Origin of the sequence: Pseudomonas sp. DE0010, assembly GCF_007680745.1 — a bacterium.
In the GTDB taxonomy this organism is placed as follows: Bacteria; Pseudomonadota; Gammaproteobacteria; order Pseudomonadales; family Pseudomonadaceae; genus Aquipseudomonas; species Aquipseudomonas parafulva_B.
Window position 1 is genome coordinate 99,660 of record NZ_VEJQ01000001.1, and the last position, 26,309, is coordinate 125,968.

A 26,309-nucleotide genomic window follows, 5' to 3' on the forward strand; every position below is an offset into this window, starting at 1 on the left:
GTTATGGGATGTGCCTGGCTACAGCGAATTGAGGGGAATCTTCAGGTAGCGCACCCCATTGGCTTCAGGCGCTGGGAACTGGCCGCTGCGCATGTTCACCTGGACGGCGGGCAGGATCAGGACAGGCATGCCCAACGTTCGATCACGCGCTTGGCGCATGGCAACGAAGCTGTCTTCGTCGATACCCTGGTGGATGTGAATGTTCTGAGTGCGCTGATCGGCCACGGTGGTCATGTACCGCAGCTCGCGCCCTTCGGGCAGGTAGTCGTGGCACATGAACAGCCGGGTGCCATCTCCAAGGGCCAGGAGGCGGTGGATCGAGCGGTACAGGGTCCGGGCATCGGCGCCAGGGAAGTCGCATCGCGCAGTTCCGTAATCCGGCATGAACAGCGTGTCGCCGACGAAGACTGCCGACTCGCCTTCATGCTCGATGAGATAGCTCATGCAGGCAGGCGTATGCCCAGGGGTATGCAGGGCTTGAGCCTGCAGATTGCCTATCTGGAAAATGTCTCCATCGTCGAACAGTACGTCGAACTGGCTGCCATCACGGGCGAAGCCAGGTTCAGCGTTGAACAAACTGCCGAAGACTTTCTGGACCTGGGTGATGCAAGCGCCGATTGCAATGCGGCCTCCCAGCTTTTCTTTGAGGTAGGCAGCAGCGGACAGGTGATCTGCATGCACATGGGTTTCCAGTATCCACTGCACCTGGGCGCCAAGCGCTTTCACGCGTTCGATCAGGCAATCTGCAGAGGCCGTGGTCACGCGCCCAGCCTTCGGGTCGTAATCCAGAACGCTGTCGATCAAGGCGCAAGCACGCGTTTCGCCATCCATGACCAGGTAGCTGATGGTTGAGGTGGCGCTGTCGAAGAACGCTTCCACGTGAAGGTTATTGCCAATGATCATTCAAGTCTCCCATTCGGCTCCCCCTCGTTGGCTGCATTGATCCAGAGGGCGCCATACCTATCCCCATCAAGATGCATGCCACCCCATTGATGCTTGCCTGAAGCCCGGAATTGGCGGAGTGACAGGCAAATGGCAGCTTCTTTGGCAGCTTCTTTGGCAGTGAACAGTGGCAGTCAGTGTCAGTCGATGGCAGCAGTTGGCAGTCCTTGCTACCCTCGAACTCGTTATCCGACTGGTGCCGTCATGTCCGAACCTCACCCTTCCGTGCTTGCCTTGGTGTCTTTCCTGGAGCACGACGTATTGCCCGCCATCGTGCTGGACACCGACTACAAAATTCTGGCCGCCAACGCCGCTTATCGACGTCAGTTCGGCCAGGACCAGCAGGCGCCGCTTGGGCAGAAATGTCACAAGGTCTCACACCATTACCACGTTCCCTGCGACCAGGCCGGTGAGGACTGCCCGATGCGCAAGGCATGGTCCAGCAAGGTGCCCGAGCGTGTGCTGCATGTGCATCACACCCCACGCGGGCCGGAACATGTGGATGTCGAACTTCGGCCGATCCTGGATGAGCAGGGCAGGGTGATTGCTTTCGTCGAACGGCTCACCCGTATCGTCATCGCATCTGCCCAGCCTCAGGAACAGGGCCTCGTGGGCCAGGCACCTGCATTCAAGGCGGCATTGGCCAGCTTGCAACGCGCGGCGCCGGCTGACATCCCTGTCTTGCTCCAGGGTGAGTCCGGCACCGGCAAGGAACTGTTCGCGCGCGCATTGCACATGGGCAGCCCCAGGGCCGATGGGCCCTTGGTCGTGGTCGATTGCACCAGCCTGACGGAGGCGCTTTTCGAAAGCGAACTGTTCGGTTATGAGAAGGGCGCATTCACCGGTGCGCACCAGCGCAAGACCGGCCTGGCGGAAGCTGCCCATGGCGGTACGCTGTTCCTGGACGAGATAGGTGAGGTGCCCTTGGCCATGCAGGTCAAGCTGTTGCGCTTGATCGAAACCGGTAGCTTCCGGCCTGTAGGTAGCCTGCGCACCGTGCATTCGGACTTCAGACTGGTGTCGGCAACCCATAAACCCTTGAGGCAGATGGTGGCCGACGGCACATTCAGGGAGGACCTGTACTATCGGATCAGTGGTTTTCCCATCCGCATGCCTGCACTGCGCGAGCGTAGCGAGGATTTGCCTCTGCTGACCCAAAGCCTGCTGAAAAGAATCGCAGGGCCCAGCGCGCCCACGCTCGGTGATGCAGCACTCGATCAACTGATGATGTATCCGTTTCCCGGGAACATCCGCGAGCTACGCAACATCCTGGAGCGGGCACGTCTGTTTGCCGATGAAGGCGTCATTGAGCCGGAACACTTGCCCGAAGACGTGGTGTTGCTCCCTACTGAAATGCGCGCCAACGCAAGTCGACCGGCAGATCTCATCCAGGTGCTCAGTCATTTCAAGGGCTCGCGCAGTGAGCTGGCCAAGCACTTGGGTATCAGCGAACGTACGTTGTATCGGCGCTTGAAAGCGGCGGGTATTGCCGACGTACACTGACGCCCTGCACGCAAGCCGGACCCGCGGCATTGCTCGCCCTCGTCGCACGTCGCTCCTGCAGAATCATGCAAGCGATTGGCAGAAATCGCATAACCCGTACCACCTCATGCCTCCTAATCTTGGGTCCACCCGCTGCCATCAAGGTGGCCTTCCCAAAGCTGAAGCAGGAGCGACATATGGACGGTATTCAAGGCAAAGTCGTCGTCATTACCGGGGCCAGCAGTGGTATCGGTGAAGCAACAGCCCGCTTGCTCGCAGCCAAGGGTGCCAGCGTAGTGCTGGGTGCCCGGCGCATTGATCGCCTACATGCGGTCGCCAACGAGCTTCGCTTGACGGGAGGTACAGCCGATGTACAAGCACTGGATGTCACGCGCTTGGACAGCATGCAGTCCTTCGTTGAGTTCGCCCTATCGCTGCACGGTCGCATTGACGTCCTCATCAATAACGCTGGGGTCATGCCGCTTTCAAAACTCGAAGCACTCAAAGTCCAAGAGTGGGACCGGATGATTGACGTGAACATTCGAGGCGTGCTGCATGGCATCGCCGCGGCGCTTCCAGTAATGCAGCGACAGCATGCAGGGCAGATCATCAACATCGCATCCATTGGCGCCTATGCGGTTAGCCCAACCGCTGCGGTGTACTGCGCTACCAAATATGCGGTACGTGCGATTTCTGAAGGTCTGCGTCAGGAAGTAGGGGGCGACATTCGGGTGACGCTGATCGCGCCGGGCGTCACCGAGTCGGAGCTGGCCGATAGCATTTCAGATGCAGGCGGCCGAGCGGAGATGCAGGCGTTTCGCAAGGTCGCAATACCTGCTTCAGCCATCGCTCAAGCGATAGCGTATGCGGTTGCGCAACCGGCAGAGGTGGATGTCAGTGAACTGGTCGTGCGACCCACGGCAAGTCCGTTCTGAGCTTTACCCTTGAGCCGACGAGGGTGAGCTTGCCTACCCAAAGATCGGGAAAGAAAAAGCCCGCTGGCGCGGGCTTGATGATGACCGGTTAAACTCGAATTTCGAAGCTACCCGGTCATGTGATGGTCGAGGCTAATCAGAAGTCCAGATTGGACACCGACAGTGCATTGCTTTCGATGAAGTCACGGCGCGGTTCAACGGCATCACCCATCAGGGTGTTGAAGATCTGGTCAGCCGCGATTGCATCTTCAATCGTGACCTTCAGCATCCGGCGCACTGTTGGGTCCATGGTGGTTTCCCACAGCTGATCCGGGTTCATCTCGCCCAACCCTTTATAGCGCTGGATGGTATGGCGCTTGGTGGTCTCGTTCATCAACCAGTCCAGGCCTTCCTTGAACTCGACGATGGCTTTGCGGCGCTCGCCACGCTGCACATAAGCGCCTTCGCCCAACAGGCTGGACAGCTTGGCACCTACGTTGACTACGGTGCGGTAGTCGTTGCTGCCGAAGAAGTCACGGTTGAACGTGATGTAGCTGGCAAGCCCGTGGGAGGTGATTTCCACCTCAGGCAGCCATACGTTACGTTCCTTGTCTTCACGCAGGCTGGCCTTGTAGACCAGGCCCGATTTCTGGGTCGAATTCAGGCGCTCATGCAACTGGTTCTTCCAGGCCTCCATCACGGCATGATCACCCAGCTGCTCGAGGGTGACTTCAGGCAGATAGATAAAGTGCTCGGTTAGCTCCTGCGGGTACAAGCGCGACAGACGCTTGAGGGTCTTCATCACACCGCGGAACTCGTTGACCAGGGCTTCCAGTTGCACGCCGGATACCGGTGGCGCGGACTCGTCCAGGTGCAGGCTGGCGTCTTCCAGGGCCGATTGGGTCATGTACTCTTCCATGGCCTCATCGTCCTTGATGTACTGCTCCTGCTTGCCGCGCTTGACCTTGTACAGCGGTGGCTGGGCGATGTAGATGTAACCGCGCTCGACCAGCTCCGGCAATTGGCGGAAGAAGAAGGTCAGCAGCAACGTACGAATGTGCGAACCGTCAACGTCAGCATCGGTCATGATGATGATGTTGTGATACCGCAGTTTTTCGATGTTGTACTCTTCCCGACCAATGCCGCAGCCCAGCGCAGTGATCAATGTCCCCACTTCCTGGGACGAGATCATCTTGTCGAACCGAGCTTTCTCCACGTTCAGGATCTTGCCTTTAAGTGGCAGGATGGCCTGGGTCCGACGGTTACGCCCCTGCTTCGCAGAGCCGCCTGCGGAGTCACCCTCGACCAGGTAGAGTTCAGATAGGGCAGGGTCCTTCTCCTGGCAGTCAGCCAACTTGCCTGGCAAGCCCGCGATATCCAGTGCGCCCTTACGGCGGGTCATCTCACGCGCTTTGCGGGCAGCTTCCCGAGCACGCGCAGCATCGATCATCTTCCCGACGACAGCCTTGGCTTCGTTGGGGTTTTCCAGCAGGAAATCGGAGAAGTACTTGTTCATCTCCTGCTCGACAGCGGTTTTCACTTCCGACGAAACCAGCTTGTCTTTAGTCTGCGAGCTGAACTTGGGATCGGGCACCTTGACCGAAATGATCGCAGTCAGGCCTTCACGGGCGTCGTCCCCGGTGGTCGAAACCTTGTTCTTCTTTGCCAGGCCTTCTTGCTCGATGTAGCTGTTCAGGCTGCGGGTTAACGAAGAACGGAAGCCTACCAAGTGCGTGCCGCCATCACGCTGCGGGATGTTGTTGGTAAAGCACAGCAGGTTCTCGTTGAAGCTGTCGTTCCACTGGAGAGCAACTTCTACGCCCACACCGTCTTCACGCTGCACGCTGAAGTGGAACACCTGGGCGTTTACCGGCGTCTTGTTGGTATTCAAGTACTCGACGAACGCCCGCAGGCCGCCTTCGTATTTGAAGAACTCTTCCTTACCACTGCGCTCGTCTTTCAGCAGAATGCCAACGCCCGAGTTCAGGAAAGACAGTTCACGAATGCGCTTGGCCAGGATGTCCCAGCTGAAGTGAATATTCTTGAATGTCTCAGCGGACGGCTTGAAGTGAATATGAGTACCGGTCGTCTCGCTCTCGCCAACGATCGCCATCGGCGCCTGAGGCACACCATGGACATACGTCTGCTCCCAGATCTTGCCGCTGCGACGTACCGTCAGTATCAATTGCTCGGACAATGCGTTGACGACCGAAACACCTACCCCGTGCAATCCACCGGATACCTTGTAGGAGTTGTCATCGAACTTACCGCCCGCGTGTAGCACCGTCATGATGACTTCTGCTGCCGACACGCCTTCTTCTTTATGCACATCGACCGGAATGCCACGGCCGTTGTCACGCACGCTGATGGATTCATCAGGGTGGATAATTACTGTGATGTCGTCGCAATGGCCGGCCAGGGCTTCGTCGATGGAGTTGTCGACCACCTCGAATACCATGTGGTGCAGGCCGCTACCATCATCGGTGTCGCCAATGTACATGCCGGGACGCTTGCGCACGGCATCCAAACCTTTTAGCACCTTGATGCTGGAGGAGTCGTACGTCTGATTTTCGCTCATGCCTTCACTCCCGATGGTCGTGGGTCTGGGTGATACGGCCCTGTTCCACGTGGAACAAAGCAACCGGCGTTTCCGTCTGCCAGCCTTCCCTCAATAATTCATGATCTACACAGGTGATGAATACCTGGCAGCGTAATTCTTCAAGCAAGCGACACAGTGCACGGCGATGCTGCTCATCGAGCTCCGATGGCAAATCGTCCACGAGATAAATGCAGTGGCCGCGTCGCGCTTGGCCAACCAAATGACCTTGAGCTATCCGCAGCGCGCATACCACCAGCTTTTGTTGGCCACGGGACAGGATGTCTGCTGCGTTGTTTGCAGCTAATCGAAGTCGCAAATCTGCCCGTTGCGGACCCGCCTGCGTGTGTCCCATCTGCTGGTCACGGAGGATAGAAGCAGCCAACACATCCTGCAGTTCACGGTCTTTGTCCCAGCCTCGGTAATAGCTCAAGGTCAGACCGTCGAGTTCAAGCAACTCGCCCAAGGTCTTTTCGAATACAGGCTTCAGGGCCTTGATGTATTCGCGGCGGTACTCATCTATTTCAGCGCTGGCCAAGCACAACTCTCGGTCCCAAGCGGCTTGCGAAGCTGGGTCAAGTGTACCATGCCGCAACCATGAGTTCCGCTGTCGGAGGGCCTTCTGCAGGCGCTGCCACGCAGGCATGAAACGGGGTTCCACGTGGAACACACCCCAATCCAGGAACTGCCGCCTGATCTTTGGGGCACCTTCCAGAAGCCGAAAGCTATCTGGGTTGATGAGCTGCAATGGAAGCAATTCGGCAAGTTGTGCCGCGCTACGCGCATTCTGTCCATCGATCCTGATGGTGAAATCACCCTGACGTTCGCGAGACACCCCGAGGTTGCAGGTACCTCCTTCGGCAAGGAGCACCTCTCCGAATACCGTACAAGACGCTTGCTCATACTGGATTACCGGGTTCAAGCGCGTACTGCGAAAGGATCGAGCCAGGCCGAGCAAATGAACGGCTTCGAGAAGACTTGTCTTGCCGCTCCCGTTATCGCCATAGAGCACGTTGATACGCGGGGAGGGGGAGAGCGTCACCGGGTGCAGATTTCGCACCGCGGTGACGATGATACGCCTAAGTGACATTGGGCCTGCTTTGCTTACAGCCGCATTGGCATGACAACGTACGAAGAGTCGTCATTGCCTGCCTCCTGTAGCAATGCACTGCTATTGGAGTCAGACAAAATCAGGCGTACCTGCTCAGTAGTCATCACGCCCAGCACATCCAGCAGGTAGCTAACGTTGAAACCGATCTCAAGCGAGCTGCCGTCGTAATCGACGCTGATTTCTTCCTCAGCCTCTTCCTGCTCGGGGTTATTGGCTTGGATCTTCAACTGGCCGGCAGCAAGCAACAAACGAATCCCGCGGTACTTTTCGTTGGACAGGATCGCGGTGCGGCTGAATGCCTCGCGCAAAGCTTGGCGATCACCGATTACCAGTTTGTCACCACCCTTGGGCAGCACGCGCTCGTAGTCAGGGAATTTCCCGTCGACGAGCTTGGAAGTGAATGTGAATTCACCTGTCGTTGCGCGGATATGGTGCTGACCAAGCACGATGCTAACCATGCCTTCAGGCTCGGTCAGCAAGCGAGCAAGCTCAAGAATACCTTTGCGCGGCACGATCACCTGGTGGCGGTCGTCTTGTTCGATCGGTGCACTCATCGAGCACAAGGCCAGGCGATGACCATCCGTGGAAACGGCGCGCAGGGTATTGCGCGAAACCTCCAGCAGCATACCGTTAAGGTAGTAACGGACGTCTTGCTGGGCCATGGCGAAGCTGGTGCGCTCGATCAATCGACGCAGTTTGCTCTGCTCCAGATTGCACGTGAGCGAGCCAGGGCCTTCTTCAACGGTCGGGAAATCATTGGCAGGCAATGTAGACAATGTGAAGCGGCTACGCCCGGCCTTGACCAGCAGTTTCTGCTCATCGAGCTTGATGTCGATCAGCACGTCACTGGGCAGGCTTTTGCAAATGTCCATCAGCTTGCGGGCTGGGACAGTGATCTCGCCAGGCTCGGCGGGTTCTTCGAGTTGCACGCGGCCAACCAGTTCAACCTCAAGGTCGGTACCGGTCAGCGACAGTTGCTGGCCTTGTACGACCAGCAAAACATTGGAAAGCACCGGCAACGTCTGCCGGCGCTCGACGACACCTGCCACCAGTTGCAGAGGTTTGAGCAAGGCTTCGCGTTGAATGGTGAAATGCATGGTCTAGTCCCTTGCCTTCATATGGCTGCGCTGACGCCCCTCAGGTCGTCAGCGTGCGCAGCAGGTTCTTGTAGTCCTCGCGGATATCCGCGTCGGATTCTTTCAGTTCATTGATCTTGCGGCAGGCGTGCAACACAGTCGTATGGTCGCGCCCACCAAACATGTCGCCGATTTCTGGCAAGCTGTGGTTGGTCAGCTCCTTGGAGAGCGCCATCGCCACCTGGCGTGGACGTGCCACCGAACGGGACCGGCGTTTGGACAACAGATCAGAGATCTTGATCTTGTAGTACTCGGCCACCGTGCGCTGGATGTTATCCACACTCACCAGCTTGTCTTGCAATGCCAGAAGGTCCTTCAGGGATTCGCGGATCAATTCGATGGTGATGTCGCGCCCCATGAAGTGCGAATGAGCAATCACTCGCTTCAGGGCGCCCTCGAGCTCACGCACGTTCGACCGAATACGCTGAGCGATGAAGAAAGCGGCATCGTGCGGCAGTTCCACCTTGGCCTGATCGGCCTTTTTCATCAGGATCGCAACGCGCGTTTCCAATTCCGGCGGCTCTACGGCCACCGTGAGGCCCCAGCCAAAGCGCGATTTAAGGCGTTCCTCGAGCCCTTCGATTTCCTTGGGATACCGATCGGAGGTGAGAATCACCTGCTGGCCACCTTCAAGCAATGCGTTGAAGGTGTGGAAAAATTCTTCCTGTGAACGCTCCTTGCGCGCGAAGAACTGAATGTCATCAATGAGCAACGCATCGACCGAGCGGTAGAAGCGCTTGAACTCGTTGATCGCATTGAGCTGAAGTGCCTTGACCATATCGGCGACGAAGCGCTCGGAATGCAGGTACACAACCTTGGCATTCGGGTTTTTTCTAAGCAGGTGGTTACCCACGGCATGCATGAGGTGGGTTTTACCCAGGCCCACACCGCCATAAAGGAACAATGGGTTGTAACCGTGCTTGGGGTTGTCGGCAACTTGCCAGGCGGCAGCACGGGCCAGCTGGTTCGACTTGCCTTCCACAAAGGTGTCGAACGTGAACGTGCGGTTCAGGTAGCTGGTGTGCTTGAGGGCACCCTCTACCTGTACCGTGCGCTGCTCCGTCCTACCCGCGGGGGCCTGAGCAGGTTCGGCCATGGCATCAAAGCTATCCCTCGAAGAAGGCTCGACCACATCGTTGGCGTTTGCAGGCGCGGGGTCAAGTGTCGCCGCTGGAGCAGGCTCGGACGGCGTGACGGCGGGGGCCTTGGGCGTTGTTTGAACCAGGGAGGCTGCAACAGCCGCGCTTACCGGGGCATTAGGTGCTGCACGGGGCGCAGAGCTGCGCCGGCTGCCAATAAGCAACGACAACGCGGGGGCTATGCCCGTGCCTTTTTCTCCCAAAAGCTCAAGCAAACGCCCCAGGTACTTTTCATTGACCCAATCGAGAACGAAACGGTTAGGCGCATAGACGCGCAACTCGTCGCCTTCGGCTTCGACCTGTAACGGACGGATCCAGGTGTTGAATTGCTGGGCAGGCAGTTCATCGCGCAGAAGCTCCACGCACTGCTGCCAAAGTTCCACTGACACGGATATCCCCTGAGCTTGAAAGCCACGAAGGCTGAAACAAACGGCCATTGTACCGGGCACGCGCTCAGTTATCCACATGCAGACACGTTGGCATTCATGGCAAACCAGCCATTAAATGACCGAAACACCACTTATACACTGTGCATAAGCCTTGTGCATAACTAGGCCTAAGGGCTATGCACAACCCTATGAATCGACCTGTGTATAACCTGCCTGTGCATAACAGCCACACTTATGCACAGCTTAAATTCAAGTCTGCAACAGCTGTAGCACGGCTTTCAAACAGGCTTTAAAAATGCTGTACATCTCTGAATTCAAGGCCTTCAGCAAGTTATCCACAGAAAGTTATCCACTTAAGAGTATTAAGATCTTTAAAGAAGCTTTTTATATGTCTTTCTTATTTTTCATGTTGAGCGGTGTTGTCTTGCCGAGCTTCATATAGGTGTCCGTGCCGCTAGCCCAGGCCTACGCCCGTTCATCCCACACCTAAAGGAAAGGTTGGTTGGAAATTGACCTATGGGCTTGCTTTCTCTAGAATCGCCGGTCTCTTAAAAGGGGGCCATCCCGGCCCGTCGTCGACAAACCCAGGTAACACGCCATGAAACGTACTTTCCAACCAAGCACCATCAAGCGCGCGCGCACTCACGGTTTCCGTGCCCGTATGGCTACCAAGAACGGCCGCGCTGTTCTGTCGCGTCGTCGTGCCAAAGGCCGTAAGCGTCTGGCCATTTGATTTTTCGGCACAGGTGGTGAGTCAGGACTTCAGTCGGGAAAAGCGACTGCTTACACCCCGGCATTTCAAAGCGGTCTTCGACTCCCCAACCGGCAAGGTTCCAGGGAAAAACCTGCTGATCCTTGCTCGCGAGAACGGTCTGGATCACCCGCGCCTAGGCCTGGTGATTGGCAAGAAAAGCGTCAAGCTCGCCGTTCAACGCAACCGCCTCAAGCGCTTGATGCGCGATTCCTTTCGTCTGAACCAGCATTCACTTGCCGGGTTGGATATTGTGATCGTCGCGCGCAAGGGATTGGGTGAGATAGAAAACCCGGAATTGCACCAACACTTCGGCAAACTCTGGAAACGCCTGGCGCGCAGCCGACCGGCACCAGCAGTCTCCGCCGATTGCGCAGGGGTAAGCAGCCAAGATGCGTAAACTGGCACTCGTTCCGATCCAGTTTTACCGTTATGCCATTAGTCCTCTGATGGCCAGCCACTGCCGTTTCTACCCCAGTTGCTCTTGTTATGCCTACGAAGCCATCGAAAACCACGGTCTCTGGCGTGGTGGATGGCTAGCCGTTCGTCGCCTGGGGCGTTGTCATCCGTGGAACGACGGCGGTTTCGACCCCGTTCCACCCGCTCCTTCCTCCCGAACTTCTTCGATAGCCGAGTAATCATGGATATTAAACGCACGATCCTGATCGTCGCCCTGGCAATCGTGTCCTACGTCATGGTCCTTAAATGGAACCAGGACTACGGCCAGGCTGCCCTGCCGACTCAGAATACTGCTGCCAGCACGAACAACCCTGGTTTGCCCGATGGCGTACCTGCCGGTAATGCCGGTGCTGGTGCCAGCGCCGATGTGCCAAGCGCCACTGCTGAAACCCGCACTGCCGATCTGGCACCCGTGGCTGTCAGCAAGGACCTGATCCGGGTCAAGACCGATGTGCTGGACTTGGCTATCGATCCGGTAGGTGGTGACGTCGTCCAATTGAACCTGCCGCAGTATCCACGCCGTCAGGACCATCCGGATATTCCGTTCCAACTGTTCGACAACGGTGCAGAGCGCGTCTATCTCGCGCAAAGCGGGTTGACCGGTGCCAACGGTCCAGATGCCCGTTCGACCGGTCGCCCCCTCTACGCTGCTGATCAGAAGCGTTATCAGCTGGCCGATGGTCAGGACCAGTTGGTGGTAGACCTGAAGTTCAGCGACAACGGGGTCAACTACACCAAGCGCTTCAGCTTCAAGCGCGGCGAGTATGACCTGAACGTCAGCTACCTGATCGACAACCAGAGCAGCCAGGCCTGGAGCGGCAACATGTTCGCCCAGCTCAAGCGCGATGCCAGTTCCGATCCGTCGTCGAGCACTGCCACCGGCACCGCGACCTACTTGGGTGCGGCCCTGTGGACACCTTCGGAGCCCTACAAAAAGGTCTCGATGAAGGACATCGACAAAGGTAGTTTGAAAGAAAATGTGTCCGGCGGTTGGGTAGCATGGCTTCAGCACTACTTCGTGACCGCATGGATCCCGGCCAAGTCCGACAACAATGTGGTGCAAACCCGCAAGGACAGCCAGGGCAACTACATCATCGGCTACACCGGCCCGGCTATCAGCGTACCTGCGGGCGGCAAGGCCGAAACCAGCGCCATGTTGTATGCCGGTCCGAAGATCCAGTCCAAGCTCAAGGAGTTGTCCCCAGGCCTGGAGCTGACCGTCGACTACGGTTTCCTGTGGTTCATCGCCCAGCCGATCTTCTGGCTCCTGCAACATATCCACAGCCTGCTGGGTAACTGGGGCTGGTCGATCATCGTGCTGACCATGCTCATCAAGGGCCTGTTCTTCCCGCTGTCCGCTGCCAGCTACCGTTCCATGGCACGTATGCGTGCTGTTTCGCCCAAGCTCGCAGCGCTCAAGGAACGCTTCGGCGATGATCGCCAGAAGATGTCCCAGGCGATGATGGAGCTGTACAAGAAAGAGAAAATCAACCCGCTGGGCGGTTGCTTGCCAATCCTGGTCCAGATGCCAGTATTCCTGGCCCTCTACTGGGTACTGCTGGAAAGCGTCGAGATGCGTCAGGCACCTTGGATGCTGTGGATTACCGACCTGTCGATCAAGGATCCGTTCTTCATCCTGCCTATCATCATGGGCGCTACCATGTTCATTCAGCAGCGCCTGAACCCGACCCCGCCGGATCCGATGCAGGCCAAGGTGATGAAAATGATGCCGATCATTTTCACCTTCTTCTTCCTGTGGTTCCCAGCCGGTCTGGTGCTGTACTGGGTTGTGAACAACTGCCTGTCCATCACGCAGCAGTGGTACATCACGCGCAGCATCGAGGCCGCCAACAAGAAAGCGGCTGCCTGACGGGCTGCTACGCTAGCTTGTGAATAAAACGCCCCCTCGTGGGGCGTTTTTGCTATCTGTCGTATTTGTCGTAGAGGCTCCCCAGCATGAATACTGTGCGTGAAACCATTGCCGCCATCGCAACTGCCCAAGGCCGCGGCGGCGTAGGCATCGTGAGGTTGTCAGGGCCACTGGCTGCCCAGGCGGGCCAGTGGATAACCGGCCGCAGCCTGCAACCGCGTCATGCTCATTACGGCCCATTCCGCGACGAGGAGGGGGTGGTACTGGATGAAGGTATCGCGCTGTTCTTTCCGGGGCCCAACTCATTCACCGGTGAAGATGTACTTGAGTTGCAAGGCCATGGCGGCCCCGTGGTCCTGGATATGCTGCTACAGCGCTGTGTGCAACTGGGGTGTCGCCTGGCCAGGCCAGGGGAGTTCAGCGAGCGGGCATTTCTCAATGACAAGCTTGACCTGGCTCAAGCCGAGGCCATCGCCGACTTGATCGAAGCCAGCTCCAGCCAGGCAGCGCGAAACGCACTGCGATCGCTGCAGGGCGAATTTTCCAGACATGTCCACAGCCTCACCGAAGCGTTGATAGCGCTGCGCATCTACGTGGAGGCCGCCATTGATTTTCCCGAGGAAGAAATCGATTTCCTGGCCGATGGCCACGTGCTGTCGATGCTCGATGCCGTGCGGGATCATTTATCCACAGTGCTACGTGAGGCGGGCCAAGGGGCTTTGCTGCGTGATGGCATGACAGTGGTCATCGCTGGGCGACCCAATGCAGGCAAGTCGAGTCTGCTCAACCAGCTAGCGGGACGTGAAGCGGCGATCGTAACGGACATTGCCGGCACGACTCGGGATACCCTGCGCGAACATATCCACATCGACGGCATGCCGCTTCACGTGGTGGACACAGCTGGGCTACGTTCAACAGATGATCATGTGGAAAAGATCGGTGTCGAGCGAGCGCTACAAGCGATAGGCGAGGCAGACCGGATATTGCTGGTTGTGGACTCCACAGCTCCTGAAGCCGATGATCCCTTTGCCTTATGGCCCGAGTTTCTGGACCAGCGTCCGGATCCAGCACGAGTAACCCTCATACGCAATAAAGCGGATCTGAGTGGGGAGCCTGTAGCGCTGCACCAGGGTGAAGATGGACAAGCCACCATCACGCTGAGCGCCAAAGGAGAGGGTGGGGGGCTGCAGCTGTTGCGCGACCATCTCAAGGCCTGCATGGGCTATGAACAAACCGCCGAAAGTGGTTTCAGCGCCCGTCGACGGCACCTGGATGCCTTGCGCCAGGCCAGTGAGCACCTTGAGCACGGTCGTGCGCAGCTGACCCTCGCAGGTGCAGGTGAATTACTGGCAGAGGACTTGCGTCAGGCGCAGCAGGTGCTTGGGGAAATCACCGGCGCCTTCAGTTCCGACGACTTGTTGGGGCGGATTTTCTCGAGTTTCTGCATCGGCAAGTAACAAACAACCTGGTCCCGGACCAGTCAACCGCCCTTCAGGGGCGGTTTTTTTTGGCTTGAAATAAGCATCCAGCGAAGGGACAGCCAGGAACGGTACCCGCTAAGCCCTGTGGAAAACCCTATCTGAGCTCCGTTGATAAGCGCTACTTTTTCTTGAGGATAAATCGCCCTGTGGGTAACTCTCTATTTCATCCACAGGCTATTCCCTGTTATCCAGAAGGCTCAGCGGGGTTAAAGCACAGGGTTCAGGATCTCTGTACAACACGTGTTTCCTGGCCTTGAAGACCTTATCCACAGATATCGCTGTGCATAAGAATAAACATAAAAACAAAGCTTTTATAAATCTATCTTCGTTAATTTCTGTTGTGTGCCATTCATCCACAGCCTGATCAAAATTTGCTCAGACGGTTTCAATGAGGGGGGTGATGTCCCTATACTTGTCGGCTTACCTTTTCTATTTGCACAACAGGCACGAGGTGCGTGGTGGATTTCCCTTCCCGTTTTGAAGTGATCGTCATCGGCGGCGGCCATGCCGGTACCGAGGCTGCGCTTGCGTCTGCACGCATGGGTGTCAAAACCCTGCTGCTGACCCACAACGTGGAAACCCTCGGGCACATGAGTTGCAACCCTGCCATCGGTGGCATCGGCAAGAGCCATCTGGTCAAGGAAATCGATGCCCTGGGCGGCGCCATGGCGCTGGCCACCGACAAGAGTGGCATTCAGTTTCGCGTGTTGAATAACCGCAAGGGCCCAGCCGTTCGCGCCACGCGTGCGCAGGCTGACCGCGCCATCTACAAGGCGGTTGTGCGTGAGATTTTGGAAAACCAGCCCAACCTGTGGATATTTCAGCAGTCCTGTGACGACCTGATCGTTGAACAGGATGAAGTCAAAGGCGTGGTCACCCAGATGGGGCTGCGGTTCTTTGCAAACTCGGTCGTGCTTACCACCGGCACCTTCCTGGGCGGCCTGATCCATATTGGTATGCAGAACCACTCGGGAGGACGCGCAGGCGATCCGCCCTCCATCGCGTTGGCGCATCGCATGCGTGAATTGCCGCTACGCGTCGGCCGGCTGAAGACAGGTACGCCGCCTCGTATCGACGGTCGCTCCGTGGATTTCTCGGTCATGACCGAGCAGCCCGGCGATACGCCTATCCCGGTGATGTCGTTCATGGGCAATGCTGGCATGCACCCGCGCCAGGTGAGCTGCTACATCACTCACACCAACGCCCGGACACATGACATCATCGCTTCGAACCTTGACCGCTCGCCCATGTACTCGGGTGTCATCGAAGGGGTAGGGCCACGTTACTGCCCGTCGATCGAAGACAAGATCCACCGCTTTGCGGACAAGGAAAGCCACCAGGTATTCATCGAGCCTGAAGGCCTGACCACTCACGAGCTCTACCCCAACGGTATTTCCACTTCGCTGCCCTTCGATGTGCAGCTGGAGTTGGTGCGCTCGATCCGGGGCATGGAAAACGCGCATATCGTCCGCCCAGGCTACGCCATCGAATATGACTACTTCGATCCGCGCGACTTGAAGTACAGCCTGGAAACCAAAGTCATTGGTGGTCTTTTCTTCGCTGGCCAGATCAACGGCACCACCGGTTACGAAGAAGCCGGGGCGCAAGGCCTGTTGGCCGGGACCAACGCCGCACTGCGCGCTCAGGGCCGCGAGGCCTGGTGTCCGCGGCGTGACGAAGCCTACATCGGCGTGCTGGTCGACGACTTGATTACCTTGGGCACTCAAGAACCGTATCGCATGTTCACATCCCGGGCCGAATACCGGTTGATCCTGCGGGAGGACAACGCCGACCTGCGTCTCACCGAAAAAGGGCGAGCGCTGGGGTTGATCGACGACGAGCGCTGGGCCGCTTTCTGCACCAAGCGCGACGGTATCGAAAAAGAAGAGCAGCGGCTGAAATCGACCTGGATAAGGCCCAACACCGAGCAAGGCCAAGCCGTTGTGGACAAGTTCGGTACGCCATTGAGCCACGAGTACAGCCTGCTGAACCTGCTGGCACGACCCGAAATCGACTATGCAGGGTTAATGGCGGCTACCGGCGGTGAGTCGATCGATCCACAGGTCGCCGAGCAGGTCGAGATTCGCACCAAATACGCGGGTTACATCGACCGTCAGCAGGACGAAATCGCGCGGCTGCGCGCCAGTGAGGACACGCGCCTGCCTGTGGATATCGAGTACGCCACGATTTCGGGGCTGTCCAAAGAGATTCAGGGCAAGCTCAGCCAGACCCGTCCCGAAACCCTGGGGCAGGCCTCGCGCATTCCAGGCGTGACGCCGGCGGCTATTTCCCTGTTGCTCATCCACCTGAAAAAACGCGGTGCAGGCCGCGAGCTGGAGCAAAGCGTTTGAGTTCCCTGGTTACCTCCCAACATGCCGAAGAGTTGTCCACAGGTGCCCGCCAGTTGGCTGTGCCCCTGAGCCCTGAACACCATGAAAAACTGCTGGGCTACCTGGCCTTGTTGATCAAGTGGAACAAGGCCTACAACCTCACCGCCGTCCGGGATCCGGACGAAATGGTTTCGCGTCACCTGCTCGACAGCCTCAGCGTGATGCCGTTTATCCACAGCGAGCGCAGCAACTGGCTGGATGTCGGCAGCGGCGGAGGCATGCCAGGTGTGCCCATGGCTATCCTGCATCCCCACAAGCGGATCACCGTACTGGATGCCAATGGCAAGAAGACGCGCTTTCTGACCCAGGTGAAAATGGAACTCAAGCTGGACAACCTTACGGTTATCCACAGCAGGGTCGAGGGGTACACGCCGGCCCAGCCGTTCGACGGCATCATCTCCCGCGCTTTCAGCAGCATGGAGAATTTCACCAACTGGACCCGCCACCTGGGCGACACCGGGACGCAGTGGCTTGCAATGAAGGGGCTGCATCCTGCCGATGAACTGGTAGCATTGCCCGCAGACTTCACAGTGGAAAGCGAGCAGGCCCTGACCGTTCCGGGTTGCCAGGGCCAACGTCATCTGCTGATACTGCGCCGCAAGGCTTGACTGGGAACAGACGCATCAATGGCTAAGGTATTCGCAATCGCGAACCAGAAAGGTGGTGTGGGCAAGACCACCACCTGTATCAATCTCGCTGCCTCGCTGGTGGCGACCAAGCGTCGTGTGCTGCTGATCGACCTCGATCCGCAGGGCAATGCCACCATGGGCAGCGGCGTGGACAAGCACGAGCTCGAGCACTCTGTGTACGACCTGCTGATCGGAGAGTGTGACCTGGCCCAGGCCATGCACTATTCCGAGCATGGTGGGTTCCAGCTGTTGCCGGCCAACCGTGACCTGACCGCTGCCGAAGTCGTGCTGCTGGAGATGCAGGTCAAGGAAAGCCGCCTGCGTAATGCGCTGGCGCCCATTCGTGATAACTACGATTTCATCCTCATCGACTGCCCGCCTTCATTGTCGATGCTGACGCTCAATGCCCTGGTGGCTTCCGATGGCGTGATCATCCCCATGCAGTGCGAGTATTACGCGCTGGAAGGGCTGAGCGACCTTGTGGACAACATCAAGCGGATCGCCGCCAAGTTGAACCCCGCGCTCAAGATCGAGGGGTTGCTGCGAACCATGTATGATCCGCGGCTGAGCCTGAACAACGATGTATCGGCGCAGCTCAAGGAGCATTTCGGTTCGCAGTTGTACGATACCGTCATTCCGCGAAACATCCGCCTGGCCGAAGCACCCAGCTTCGGTATGCCGGCATTGGCCTACGACAAGCAATCGCGCGGCGCACAGGCCTACCTTGCCCTGGCCGGAGAACTGGTTCGTCGTCAACGCCGCCAGTCCCGCACTGCACAAGCAACTTAAGGAATCCGCATGGCCGTCAAGAAACGGGGTCTCGGACGTGGGTTGGATGCGCTGCTCAGCGGTCCATCCGTGAGCGCGCTCGAGGAGCAGGCTGTAAAGATCGACCTCAAGGAGCTTCAGCACCTGCCCGTCGAGTTGATTCAACGGGGCAAGTACCAGCCACGTCGCGACATGGACCCGCAGGCGCTCGAAGAACTGGCTCACTCGATCCGCAGCCACGGCGTGATGCAACCGATCGTGGTGCGGCCGGTTGGTGATGAGCGCTATGAGATCATCGCCGGTGAGCGGCGCTGGCGCGCGACTCAGCAAGCCGGTCTGGACACCATTCCGGCCATGGTCCGCGAGGTCCCTGACGAAGCGGCCATTGCCATGGCCCTGATCGAAAACATCCAGCGCGAGGACTTGAACCCTCTGGAAGAAGCGCTGGCCTTGCAGCGGTTGCAGCAGGAGTTCGAGCTGACCCAGCAGCAAGTGGCCGATGCCGTGGGCAAGTCACGGGTGACCGTGGCCAACCTGCTGCGATTGATCACGTTGCCTGAAGCGATCAAAACGATGCTCGCCCATGGTGACCTGGAGATGGGTCACGCACGGGCTTTGCTAGGCCTGGAAGAGAATCGCCAGGAGGAAGGGGCGCGTCATGTTGTCGCACGTGGGCTGACCGTACGTCAGACCGAGGCGCTGGTGCGCCAATGGCTGAGCGACAAGCCTGATCCGGTAGAACCTGGCAAACCTGATCCGGACATCGCACGCCTGGAACAGCGGCTTGCAGAGCGTTTGGGCTCGGCTGTACAGATTCGCCACGGCGCTAAAGGCAAGGGCCAACTGGTAATTCGCTATAACTCGCTCGATGAGTTGCAGGGCGTACTCGCACACATTCGCTGAAACAATTCCTGTTGTAGCGCGCAATCGGAAATCACTACGAATAGTTGAATAGGGGTTAATCCACCCCTATACTCTGCGCGCATTTTGTCGGCACAAATTATGCCAAGTCATCGCTGACTGGCAGGCCGATTCACGGGGAGCAGTTGTGATGGAAATCCGCACGCCAAACCGGTTGCCTTTCCATCGCTGGGCGGTTTTTCCGGTATTGCTGACGCAATTCGTCGTGCTGCTGCTGGCAACCTTGGTGTTGTGGCAGTTGGCTGGGACGGTCAGCGGATATTCAGGGCTCTGCGGAGGCCTGATTGCCTGGCTGCCCAATGTTTATTTCGCCTGGAAGGCTTTTCGCTTTAGCGGAGCTCGGGCGGCGCAGGCCATCGTCAAGTCGTTCTACGCTGGCGAGGCAGGCAAGATGATTTTGACGGCAGTGCTTTTCGCACTGACCTTCGCAGGAGTGAAGCCACTGGCGCCGCTGGCAGTATTCGGCGTCTTCGTGTTGACCCTTTTGGTCAGCTGGTTCGCGCCCCTGCTGATGAATAAAAGACTTTCGAGACCTTAGGGCGTTTGAGGCAACCATGGCAGCAGAAACCGCTTCGGGCTATATCCAGCACCACTTGCAGAACCTGACTTACGGTCAACTACCAGACGGCAGCTGGGGCTTCGCCCATTCGGCTGCAGAAGCCAAGGCTATGGGCTTCTGGGCATTCCACGTGGATACCCTGGGTTGGTCCGTCGCACTGGGTCTGATCTTCCTGTTCATCTTCCGCATGGCGGCCAAGAAGGCGACTTCTGGCCAACCGAGCGGCCTGCAGAACTTCGTCGAAGTGCTGGTGGACTTCGTCAATGGCAGCGTGAAGGACTCCTTCCACGGCCGTAGCCCGGTGATCGCGCCGCTGGCGCTGACCATCTTCGTCTGGGTATTCCTGATGAACGCCATCGACCTGGTACCGGTCGACTGGATTCCTCAGCTGGCCATCCTGATCTCGGGTGATCCGCACATTCCGTTCCGCGCCGTGTCGACCACCGACCCGAACGCGACCCTGGCCATGGCCTTCTGCGTGTTTGCGCTGATCATCTTCTACAGCATCAAGGTCAAGGGCCTGGGTGGCTTCATCGGTGAGCTGACCCTGCACCCGTTCGGCAGCAAGAATATCTTCCTGCAGATCCTGCTGATCCCGGTCAACTTCCTGCTGGAATTCGTGACCCTGATCGCCAAGCCAATCTCGCTGGCACTGCGTCTGTTCGGCAACATGTACGCCGGCGAGCTGGTGTTCATCCTGATTGCCGTGATGTTCGGCGCCGGCATCCTGTGGCTCAGCGGCCTGGGTATCGTGCTGCAATGGGCGTGGGCTGTGTTCCACATCCTGATCATCACCCTGCAAGCCTTCATCTTCATGATGCTTACCATCGTCTACCTGTCGATGGCTCACGAAGATAACCATTAAGACCGCCTGGCGTGTCTGATAGCCTTCCCCGCTCGTTTGGGGGGAGGGCTTAAAAAGTCCGCAAGGGCATGCTGTACCAAACGATTCGTTTTACCGCTTCAAACTAAAAAACCTAACCAATACGACGTAAAAGTCGGGAGGAAAGATGGAAACTGTAGTTGGTCTGACCGCTATCGCTGTTGCTCTGCTGATCGGCCTGGGTGCTCTGGGTACCGCCATTGGTTTCGGCCTGCTGGGCGGCAAATTCCTGGAAGGCGCTGCTCGTCAGCCTGAGATGGTTCCGATGCTGCAGGTCAAAATGTTCATCGTTGCCGGTCTGCTCGACGCCGTCACCATGATCGGTGTTGGTATCGCTCTGTTCTTCACCTTCGCGAATCCCTTCGTTGGTCAAATCGCCGGCTAATCACTCGTTTCGACGAGTTGATGGGTGTGATGGACAAAGACCGAGCGAGGTGTTGGCGTGAACATTAATGCAACCCTGATTGGCCAATCCGTTGCTTTTCTGATTTTTGTACTCTTCTGCATGAAGTACGTATGGCCTCCGGTCATCACTGCTCTGCAAGAGCGTCAAAAGAAGATTGCAGACGGCTTGGACGCTGCCAACCGCGCAGCTCGCGACCTGGAGCTGGCCCAAGAGAAAGTGGGTCAGCAACTGCGTGAAGCAAAGGCACAGGCAGCTGAAATCATTGAGCAAAGCAAGAAACGCGCTGCTCAGCTAGTAGACGAAGCCCGTGAACAGGCTCGTGTCGAAGCTGACCGTGTGAAGGCTCAGGCTCAGGCCGAGATCGAACAGGAACTGAACAGCGTCAAAGACGCCCTGCGTGCCCAAGTGGGTGCCCTGGCTGTTGGCGGTGCTGAAAAGATCCTTGGCGCCACAATCGATCAAAACGCGCATGCAGAGCTGGTTAACAAACTGGCCGCTGAAATTTAAGCGAGGGCGATCATGGCAGAACTGACCACGTTGGCCCGACCTTACGCTAAGGCTGCCTTTGAGCATGCCCAGGCCCATCAGCAACTGGCCAATTGGTCAGCCATGCTCGGCCTGGCTGCTGCAGTGTCCGAAGACGACACCATGCAGCGCCTGCTCAAGGCCCCGCGACTGACAAGCGCAGAAAAGGCCGCCGCATTCATTGACGTTTGCGGTGACAAGTTCGATGCATCGGCACAGAATTTCATTCATGTTGCCGCGGAAAACGACCGTCTCCTGCTTCTGCCGGAGATTGCCGCTCTGTTCGACCTGTACAAGGCAGAACAAGAGAAATCCGTGGACGTGGAAGTCACCAGTGCTTTTGCGTTGAACCAAGAACAGCAAGACAAACTCGCCAAGGTTCTCAGTGCACGGCTCAGCCGGGAAGTGCGCCTGCACGCGTCGGAGGATGCCAGCCTGATCGGCGGCGTCGTCATCCGCGCCGGCGACCTGGTAATCGATGGCTCTGTTCGCGGCAAAATCGCGAAACTGGCCGAAGCATTGAAATCTTGAGTTTGAAGGGGCAGCAGAGCAATGCAGCAACTCAATCCTTCCGAAATTAGTGAAATCATCAAGGGCCGCATCGAGAAGCTCGATGTCGGCTCCCAAGCCCGTAACGAAGGTACTGTCGTAAGCGTTTCCGACGGTATCGTACGGATCCACGGTCTGGCCGACGCTATGTACGGCGAAATGATCGAGTTCCCGGGCGGCGTATACGGTATGGCACTGAACCTGGAGCAAGACTCCGTAGGTGCAGTGGTACTGGGTGCGTACACCTCCCTCGCCGAGGGCATGAGCGCCAAGTGCACCGGTCGCATCCTGGAAGTTCCGGTTGGTAAGGAACTGCTGGGTCGCGTCGTGGACGCACTGGGTAACCCGATCGACGGCAAAGGTCCGCTGAACAACACCGAGACCGACGCGGTCGAGAAAGTTGCTCCAGGCGTGATCTGGCGTAAGTCGGTAGACCAGCCTGTACAGACTGGCTACAAGTCGGTCGACGCCATGATCCCGGTTGGCCGTGGCCAGCGTGAGCTGATCATCGGTGACCGTCAGATCGGTAAGACTGCCATGGCGGTCGATGCGATCATCAACCAGAAAAACAGCGGTATCTTCTGCGTATACGTGGCCGTCGGCCAGAAGCAGTCGACCATCGCCAACGTCGTGCGCAAGCTCGAAGAAGCCGGTGCCCTGGCCAACACCATCGTTGTTGCCGCCAGCGCCTCGGAATCGGCTGCACTGCAGTTCCTGGCGCCGTACTCCGGCTGCACCATGGGCGAGTACTTCCGTGACCGCGGTGAAGATGCCCTGATCGTCTACGATGACCTGTCCAAGCAGGCTGTTGCCTACCGTCAGATCTCCCTGCTGCTGCGTCGTCCACCAGGACGTGAAGCGTACCCAGGCGACGTGTTCTATCTTCACTCCCGTCTGCTGGAGCGTGCATCGCGCGTTTCGGAAGAATACGTCGAGAAGTTCACCAACGGCGCAGTCACTGGCAAGACCGGTTCCCTGACCGCTCTGCCGATCATCGAAACCCAGGCTGGCGACGTTTCGGCGTTCGTTCCGACCAACGTGATTTCCATCACCGACGGTCAAATCTTCCTGGAATCGGCCATGTTCAACTCGGGCATCCGCCCTGCAGTGAACGCCGGTGTTTCGGTATCGCGTGTAGGTGGTGCCGCTCAGACCAAGATCATCAAGAAGCTGTCCGGTGGTATTCGTACCGCACTGGCTCAGTACCGTGAACTGGCGGCATTCGCCCAGTTCGCGTCCGATCTGGACGAAGCGACCCGCAAGCAGCTGGAGCATGGTCAGCGCGTTACCGAGCTGATGAAGCAGAAGCAGTACGCGCCGATGTCCATCGCGGACATGGCCCTGTCGCTGTACGCCGCTGAGCGTGGCTTCCTGACCGACGTAGAAGTCTCCAAGGTCGGCAGCTTCGAGCAAGCACTGATCGCCTTCTTCCACCGTGATCACGCCGAACTGATGGCGAAGATCAACGTGAAGGGTGACTTCAACGACGAAATCGATGCAGGCATGAAAGCCGGTATCGAGAAGTTCAAGGCCACCCAGACCTGGTAAGCCGCAGCGGGGGCCCAGGCCCCCGCTTGCTAACCTGATAGGTGATACATGGCAGGCGCAAAAGAGATTCGCAGTAAGATTGCGAGCATCAAAAGCACGCAAAAAATTACCAGCGCCATGGAAAAAGTGGCGGTCAGCAAAATGCGCAAGGCACAACAGCGCATGGCTGCTAGCCGTCCTTATGCGGAGCGTATCCGCCAGGTGATCGGTCATCTGGCCAACGCCAACCCGGAATACCGCCACCCGTTCATGATCGAGCGCCCTGTAAAGCGCGCCGGTTATATCGTGGTGAGCAGTGACCGTGGTCTGTGCGGTGGCTTGAATACCAACCTGTTCAAGGCCTTGGTCAAGGACATGAACGAAAACCGCGAACAGGGCGTGGAAATCGACCTGTGCGTGATCGGCAGCAAGGGTGCGACTTTCTTCCGTATCTTTGGCGGCAACGTAGTAGCCGCGATCAGCCACCTGGGCGAAGAGCCATCGATCAATGACTTGATCGGCTCCGTCAAGGTCATGCTGGACGCCTACCTCGATGGCCGTATCGATCGCCTCTCGGTGGTTTCGAACAAGTTCATCAACACCATGACCCAAAAGCCGACGGTCGAGCAATTGGTACCGTTGGTGGCAACCCCGGATCAGGAACTCAAGCATCACTGGGACTACCTGTACGAACCCGACGCAAAAGAGCTGCTGGACGGCTTGATGGTGCGTTACGTGGAGTCGCAGGTGTACCAGGCGGTGGTCGAGAACAATGCTGCTGAACAAGCAGCCCGGATGATCGCCATGAAGAACGCCACAGACAACGCCGGTGACCTGATCAGCGAACTCCAGCTGATCTACAACAAGGCGCGTCAGGCTGCGATCACCCAGGAGATCTCGGAAATCGTCGGCGGCGCTGCCGCGGTTTAACGGTTCAAAAATTCAGAGGATCCAGCTATGAGTAGCGGACGTATCGTTCAAATCATCGGCGCCGTCATCGACGTGGAATTCCCACGTGACGTCGTGCCGAGTGTTTACAACGCGCTGAAAGTACAAGGCGCGGAAACCACCCTGGAAGTTCAGCAGCAGCTGGGCGACGGCGTGGTTCGTACCATTGCGATGGGCTCGACCGAAGGTCTGAAGCGCGGTCTGGACGTCGTCGATACCGGCGCGGCCATCTCCGTTCCTGTCGGCAAGGCTACCCTGGGCCGCATCATGGACGTCCTGGGTAACCCAATCGACGAAGCCGGCCCGATCGGTGAAGAAGAGCGTCGTGGTATCCACCAGAAGGCGCCTTCGTTCGCTGACCAGGCAGGCGGCAACGACCTGCTGGAAACCGGCATCAAGGTTATCGACCTGGTTTGCCCGTTCGCCAAGGGTGGTAAAGTTGGTCTGTTCGGTGGTGCCGGTGTCGGCAAGACCGTGAACATGATGGAACTGATCCGTAACATCGCCATCGAGCACAGCGGTTATTCCGTGTTCGCTGGTGTGGGTGAGCGTACTCGTGAGGGTAACGACTTCTACCACGAGATGAAGGACTCCAACGTTCTCGACAAAGTAGCGCTGGTCTACGGTCAGATGAACGAGCCACCAGGAAACCGTCTGCGTGTTGCGCTGACTGGCCTGACCATGGCTGAGAAATTCCGTGACGAAGGTAACGACGTTCTGCTGTTCGTCGACAACATCTATCGTTACACCCTGGCCGGTACCGAAGTATCCGCACTGCTGGGCCGTATGCCTTCGGCAGTAGGTTACCAGCCGACCCTGGCCGAAGAGATGGGCGTTCTGCAAGAGCGTATCACTTCGACCAAGGAAGGTTCGATCACCTCCATCCAGGCCGTTTACGTGCCTGCGGATGACTTGACCGACCCGTCGCCAGCGACCACCTTCGCCCACTTGGACGCCACCGTCGTTCTGTCCCGTGACATCGCCTCCCTGGGTATCTACCCAGCGGTCGACCCACTGGACTCGACTTCGCGCCAGCTGGACCCGAACGTGATCGGTACCGAGCACTACGAAACTGCCCGTCAGGTTCAGTATGTTCTGCAGCGCTACAAAGAGCTGAAGGACATCATCGCGATCCTGGGTATGGACGAGCTGTCCGAGACCGACAAGCAACTGGTAGCGCGCGCTCGTAAGATCCAGCGCTTCCTGTCGCAGCCGTTCTTCGTGGCCGAGGTCTTCACCGGTTCGCCAGGCAAGTACGTTTCCCTGAAAGACACCATCGCTGGCTTCAGCGGCATCCTCAAAGGTGACTACGACCACCTGCCAGAACAAGCGTTCTACATGGTCGGCAGCATCGACGAAGCGATCGAGAAAGCCAAGAAACTGTAATCCCGGCGCCCCGCAAGGGGCGCTAATCAGGTTGAGGCAAGCAGATGGCTATGACAGTCCATTGCGATATCGTCAGCGCGGAAGGAGAAATCTTCTCCGGTCTGGTCGAGATGGTAGTAGCGCACGGCAACTTGGGCGATCTGGGTATCGCACCAGGCCACGCCCCGCTGATCACCAATCTCAAGCCGGGTCCGATCACGCTGACCAAGCAGGGTGGCACTCAAGAGGTGTACTACATCTCCGGTGGCTTCCTCGAAGTGCAGCCGAACATGGTGAAGGTTCTTGCCGACACCGTGCAACGTGCTGCCGACCTGGACGAAGCTCAGGCTCAGGAAGCCCTCAAGGCTGCCGAGAACGCGCTGAACACCAAAGGCTCGGACTTCGACTACGGCGCTGCTGCCGCACGTCTGGCCGAGGCTGCGGCTCAGCTGCGTACTGTCCAGCAAATGCGCAGAGGCAAGTGATCGGCTGCGGCCATCATTTGTGTTGCGATTGAGTAAAAGGGTAGCCTCGGCTACCCTTTTTCTTTTTTCGATTTTCCCCTTTCG

Annotated in this window: 25 protein-coding genes; 20 read left to right on the plus strand and 5 right to left on the minus strand. The window is 57.9% G+C overall.

What is annotated here, in order from left to right; genetic code table 11:
• Nucleotides 1-18: 18 nt before the first annotated feature.
• A complete protein-coding gene (locus tag FS767_RS00485; protein WP_144963818.1) occupies nucleotides 19-903 on the minus strand; it encodes an MBL fold metallo-hydrolase in 885 nt (294 codons plus the stop codon).
• A gap of 243 nt (nucleotides 904-1,146) precedes the next feature.
• Here FS767_RS00485 and FS767_RS00490 point away from each other — a divergent pair, with 243 nt between their 5' ends.
• Nucleotides 1,147-2,445 carry a sigma-54-dependent Fis family transcriptional regulator gene (locus FS767_RS00490; RefSeq protein ID WP_144963820.1) on the plus strand — a complete coding sequence of 433 codons (1,299 nt, stop codon included), beginning with the start codon at nucleotides 1,147-1,149 and terminating at the stop codon, nucleotides 2,443-2,445.
• A 176-nt stretch (nucleotides 2,446-2,621) separates the two neighbouring features.
• Nucleotides 2,622-3,359, plus strand: a complete 738-nt coding sequence (locus FS767_RS00495) for an SDR family oxidoreductase (RefSeq protein ID WP_144963822.1) — start codon at nucleotides 2,622-2,624, stop codon at nucleotides 3,357-3,359.
• Between the two features lie 136 nt (nucleotides 3,360-3,495).
• Here FS767_RS00495 and gyrB read toward each other — a convergent pair whose 3' ends face one another.
• Genes gyrB through dnaA form a run of 4 tightly spaced genes read right to left on the minus strand, consistent with a single transcriptional unit; the run spans nucleotide 3,496 to nucleotide 9,709 of the window.
• Nucleotides 3,496-5,916, minus strand: coding sequence for a DNA topoisomerase (ATP-hydrolyzing) subunit B (gene gyrB, locus FS767_RS00500; RefSeq protein WP_027913303.1), 2,421 nt, complete (start codon nucleotides 5,914-5,916; stop codon nucleotides 3,496-3,498).
• A gap of 4 nt (nucleotides 5,917-5,920) precedes the next feature.
• Nucleotides 5,921-7,024, minus strand: coding sequence for a DNA replication/repair protein RecF (recF, locus tag FS767_RS00505; RefSeq protein WP_144963823.1), 1,104 nt, complete (start codon nucleotides 7,022-7,024; stop codon nucleotides 5,921-5,923).
• 14 nt (nucleotides 7,025-7,038) lie between these two features.
• Entirely contained in the window at nucleotides 7,039-8,142 is a 1,104-nt protein-coding gene (gene dnaN, locus FS767_RS00510) for a DNA polymerase III subunit beta (protein WP_023532585.1), read from the minus strand.
• 40 nt (nucleotides 8,143-8,182) lie between these two features.
• Nucleotides 8,183-9,709 carry a chromosomal replication initiator protein DnaA gene (gene dnaA, locus FS767_RS00515; protein ID WP_144963825.1) on the minus strand — a complete coding sequence of 509 codons (1,527 nt, stop codon included), beginning with the start codon at nucleotides 9,707-9,709 and terminating at the stop codon, nucleotides 8,183-8,185.
• Nucleotides 9,710-10,307: 598 nt separating this feature from the next.
• Here dnaA and rpmH point away from each other — a divergent pair.
• The 18 genes from rpmH (at nucleotide 10,308) to FS767_RS00605 (ending at nucleotide 26,225) form a co-directional block, all read left to right on the plus strand.
• Nucleotides 10,308-10,442, plus strand: a complete 135-nt coding sequence (gene rpmH / locus FS767_RS00520) for a 50S ribosomal protein L34 (protein ID WP_003253163.1) — start codon at nucleotides 10,308-10,310, stop codon at nucleotides 10,440-10,442.
• A 13-nt stretch (nucleotides 10,443-10,455) separates the two neighbouring features.
• Entirely contained in the window at nucleotides 10,456-10,860 is a 405-nt protein-coding gene (gene rnpA, locus FS767_RS00525; protein WP_058603069.1) for a ribonuclease P protein component, read from the plus strand.
• Entirely contained in the window at nucleotides 10,853-11,098 is a 246-nt protein-coding gene (gene yidD, locus FS767_RS00530) for a membrane protein insertion efficiency factor YidD (RefSeq protein WP_078477749.1), read from the plus strand. Before rnpA ends, yidD begins: the two co-directional genes overlap by 8 nt.
• Nucleotides 11,099-11,100: 2 nt before the next feature.
• The gene (yidC, locus tag FS767_RS00535) at nucleotides 11,101-12,789 is read left to right on the plus strand and encodes a membrane protein insertase YidC (RefSeq protein WP_144963827.1); all 1,689 of its coding nucleotides are present in this window, start codon (nucleotides 11,101-11,103) and stop codon (nucleotides 12,787-12,789) included.
• Between the two features lie 86 nt (nucleotides 12,790-12,875).
• Entirely contained in the window at nucleotides 12,876-14,246 is a 1,371-nt protein-coding gene (gene mnmE / locus FS767_RS00540; protein ID WP_058638773.1) for a tRNA uridine-5-carboxymethylaminomethyl(34) synthesis GTPase MnmE, read from the plus strand.
• A 482-nt stretch (nucleotides 14,247-14,728) separates the two neighbouring features.
• Nucleotides 14,729-16,621 carry a tRNA uridine-5-carboxymethylaminomethyl(34) synthesis enzyme MnmG gene (gene mnmG / locus FS767_RS00545; RefSeq protein ID WP_058603070.1) on the plus strand — a complete coding sequence of 631 codons (1,893 nt, stop codon included), beginning with the start codon at nucleotides 14,729-14,731 and terminating at the stop codon, nucleotides 16,619-16,621.
• Nucleotides 16,618-17,268 (plus strand): 16S rRNA (guanine(527)-N(7))-methyltransferase RsmG, encoded by a 651-nt coding sequence (gene rsmG, locus FS767_RS00550; RefSeq protein WP_058602714.1) that lies wholly within the window; start codon nucleotides 16,618-16,620, stop codon nucleotides 17,266-17,268. The genes mnmG and rsmG overlap by 4 nt, the downstream gene beginning before the upstream one ends.
• Nucleotides 17,269-17,286: 18 nt before the next feature.
• Nucleotides 17,287-18,078 (plus strand): ParA family protein, encoded by a 792-nt coding sequence (locus FS767_RS00555; RefSeq protein WP_023532809.1) that lies wholly within the window; start codon nucleotides 17,287-17,289, stop codon nucleotides 18,076-18,078.
• Between the two features lie 9 nt (nucleotides 18,079-18,087).
• Nucleotides 18,088-18,960 carry a ParB/RepB/Spo0J family partition protein gene (locus FS767_RS00560; RefSeq protein ID WP_058602715.1) on the plus strand — a complete coding sequence of 291 codons (873 nt, stop codon included), beginning with the start codon at nucleotides 18,088-18,090 and terminating at the stop codon, nucleotides 18,958-18,960.
• A gap of 148 nt (nucleotides 18,961-19,108) precedes the next feature.
• Nucleotides 19,109-19,516: a F0F1 ATP synthase subunit I gene (locus tag FS767_RS00565; protein ID WP_023532288.1), complete on the plus strand. Its 408-nt coding sequence runs from the start codon at nucleotides 19,109-19,111 to the stop codon at nucleotides 19,514-19,516.
• Between the two features lie 16 nt (nucleotides 19,517-19,532).
• Nucleotides 19,533-20,402 (plus strand): F0F1 ATP synthase subunit A, encoded by an 870-nt coding sequence (atpB, locus tag FS767_RS00570; protein WP_023532311.1) that lies wholly within the window; start codon nucleotides 19,533-19,535, stop codon nucleotides 20,400-20,402.
• Between the two features lie 145 nt (nucleotides 20,403-20,547).
• Nucleotides 20,548-20,805, plus strand: a complete 258-nt coding sequence (gene atpE, locus FS767_RS00575) for a F0F1 ATP synthase subunit C (RefSeq protein ID WP_003097235.1) — start codon at nucleotides 20,548-20,550, stop codon at nucleotides 20,803-20,805.
• A 57-nt stretch (nucleotides 20,806-20,862) separates the two neighbouring features.
• Nucleotides 20,863-21,333 (plus strand): F0F1 ATP synthase subunit B, encoded by a 471-nt coding sequence (locus tag FS767_RS00580; protein WP_011536505.1) that lies wholly within the window; start codon nucleotides 20,863-20,865, stop codon nucleotides 21,331-21,333.
• Between the two features lie 12 nt (nucleotides 21,334-21,345).
• Nucleotides 21,346-21,882, plus strand: coding sequence for a F0F1 ATP synthase subunit delta (locus FS767_RS00585; RefSeq protein WP_023532623.1), 537 nt, complete (start codon nucleotides 21,346-21,348; stop codon nucleotides 21,880-21,882).
• Nucleotides 21,883-21,903: 21 nt separating this feature from the next.
• Entirely contained in the window at nucleotides 21,904-23,448 is a 1,545-nt protein-coding gene (atpA, locus tag FS767_RS00590; protein WP_023532736.1) for a F0F1 ATP synthase subunit alpha, read from the plus strand.
• Between the two features lie 48 nt (nucleotides 23,449-23,496).
• Entirely contained in the window at nucleotides 23,497-24,357 is an 861-nt protein-coding gene (gene atpG / locus FS767_RS00595) for a F0F1 ATP synthase subunit gamma (RefSeq protein ID WP_023532742.1), read from the plus strand.
• Nucleotides 24,358-24,384: 27 nt separating this feature from the next.
• The gene (atpD, locus tag FS767_RS00600; RefSeq protein ID WP_023532615.1) at nucleotides 24,385-25,761 is read left to right on the plus strand and encodes a F0F1 ATP synthase subunit beta; all 1,377 of its coding nucleotides are present in this window, start codon (nucleotides 24,385-24,387) and stop codon (nucleotides 25,759-25,761) included.
• Between the two features lie 44 nt (nucleotides 25,762-25,805).
• Complete coding sequence (locus FS767_RS00605; protein WP_023532701.1) at nucleotides 25,806-26,225, plus strand: F0F1 ATP synthase subunit epsilon; 420 nt, start codon at nucleotides 25,806-25,808, stop codon at nucleotides 26,223-26,225.
• Nucleotides 26,226-26,309 lie beyond the last annotated feature (84 nt).

Excerpts from the sequence above, each read along its gene's own strand:
- atpD (WP_023532615.1), top strand. The coding sequence starts at position 24,385 with ATGAGTAGCGGACGTATCGTTCAAATCATCGGCGCCGTCATCGACGTG.
- FS767_RS00490 (WP_144963820.1), top strand. The coding sequence starts at position 1,147 with ATGTCCGAACCTCACCCTTCCGTGCTTGCCTTGGTGTCTTTCCTGGAG.
- FS767_RS00585 (WP_023532623.1), top strand. The coding sequence starts at position 21,346 with ATGGCAGAACTGACCACGTTGGCCCGACCTTACGCTAAGGCTGCCTTT.
- atpB (WP_023532311.1), top strand. The coding sequence starts at position 19,533 with ATGGCAGCAGAAACCGCTTCGGGCTATATCCAGCACCACTTGCAGAAC.
- atpG (WP_023532742.1), top strand. The coding sequence starts at position 23,497 with ATGGCAGGCGCAAAAGAGATTCGCAGTAAGATTGCGAGCATCAAAAGC.
- yidD (WP_078477749.1), top strand. The coding sequence starts at position 10,853 with ATGCGTAAACTGGCACTCGTTCCGATCCAGTTTTACCGTTATGCCATT.
- mnmE (WP_058638773.1), top strand. The coding sequence starts at position 12,876 with ATGAATACTGTGCGTGAAACCATTGCCGCCATCGCAACTGCCCAAGGC.
- rpmH (WP_003253163.1), top strand. The coding sequence starts at position 10,308 with ATGAAACGTACTTTCCAACCAAGCACCATCAAGCGCGCGCGCACTCAC.
- recF (WP_144963823.1), bottom strand. The coding sequence starts at position 7,024 with ATGTCACTTAGGCGTATCATCGTCACCGCGGTGCGAAATCTGCACCCG.
- FS767_RS00605 (WP_023532701.1), top strand. The coding sequence starts at position 25,806 with ATGGCTATGACAGTCCATTGCGATATCGTCAGCGCGGAAGGAGAAATC.
- FS767_RS00560 (WP_058602715.1), top strand. The coding sequence starts at position 18,088 with ATGGCCGTCAAGAAACGGGGTCTCGGACGTGGGTTGGATGCGCTGCTC.
- yidC (WP_144963827.1), top strand. The coding sequence starts at position 11,101 with ATGGATATTAAACGCACGATCCTGATCGTCGCCCTGGCAATCGTGTCC.
- FS767_RS00555 (WP_023532809.1), top strand. The coding sequence starts at position 17,287 with ATGGCTAAGGTATTCGCAATCGCGAACCAGAAAGGTGGTGTGGGCAAG.
- FS767_RS00485 (WP_144963818.1), bottom strand. The coding sequence starts at position 903 with ATGATCATTGGCAATAACCTTCACGTGGAAGCGTTCTTCGACAGCGCC.
- dnaN (WP_023532585.1), bottom strand. The coding sequence starts at position 8,142 with ATGCATTTCACCATTCAACGCGAAGCCTTGCTCAAACCTCTGCAACTG.
- FS767_RS00565 (WP_023532288.1), top strand. The coding sequence starts at position 19,109 with ATGGAAATCCGCACGCCAAACCGGTTGCCTTTCCATCGCTGGGCGGTT.
- gyrB (WP_027913303.1), bottom strand. The coding sequence starts at position 5,916 with ATGAGCGAAAATCAGACGTACGACTCCTCCAGCATCAAGGTGCTAAAA.
- FS767_RS00495 (WP_144963822.1), top strand. The coding sequence starts at position 2,622 with ATGGACGGTATTCAAGGCAAAGTCGTCGTCATTACCGGGGCCAGCAGT.
- atpA (WP_023532736.1), top strand. The coding sequence starts at position 21,904 with ATGCAGCAACTCAATCCTTCCGAAATTAGTGAAATCATCAAGGGCCGC.
- atpE (WP_003097235.1), top strand. The coding sequence starts at position 20,548 with ATGGAAACTGTAGTTGGTCTGACCGCTATCGCTGTTGCTCTGCTGATC.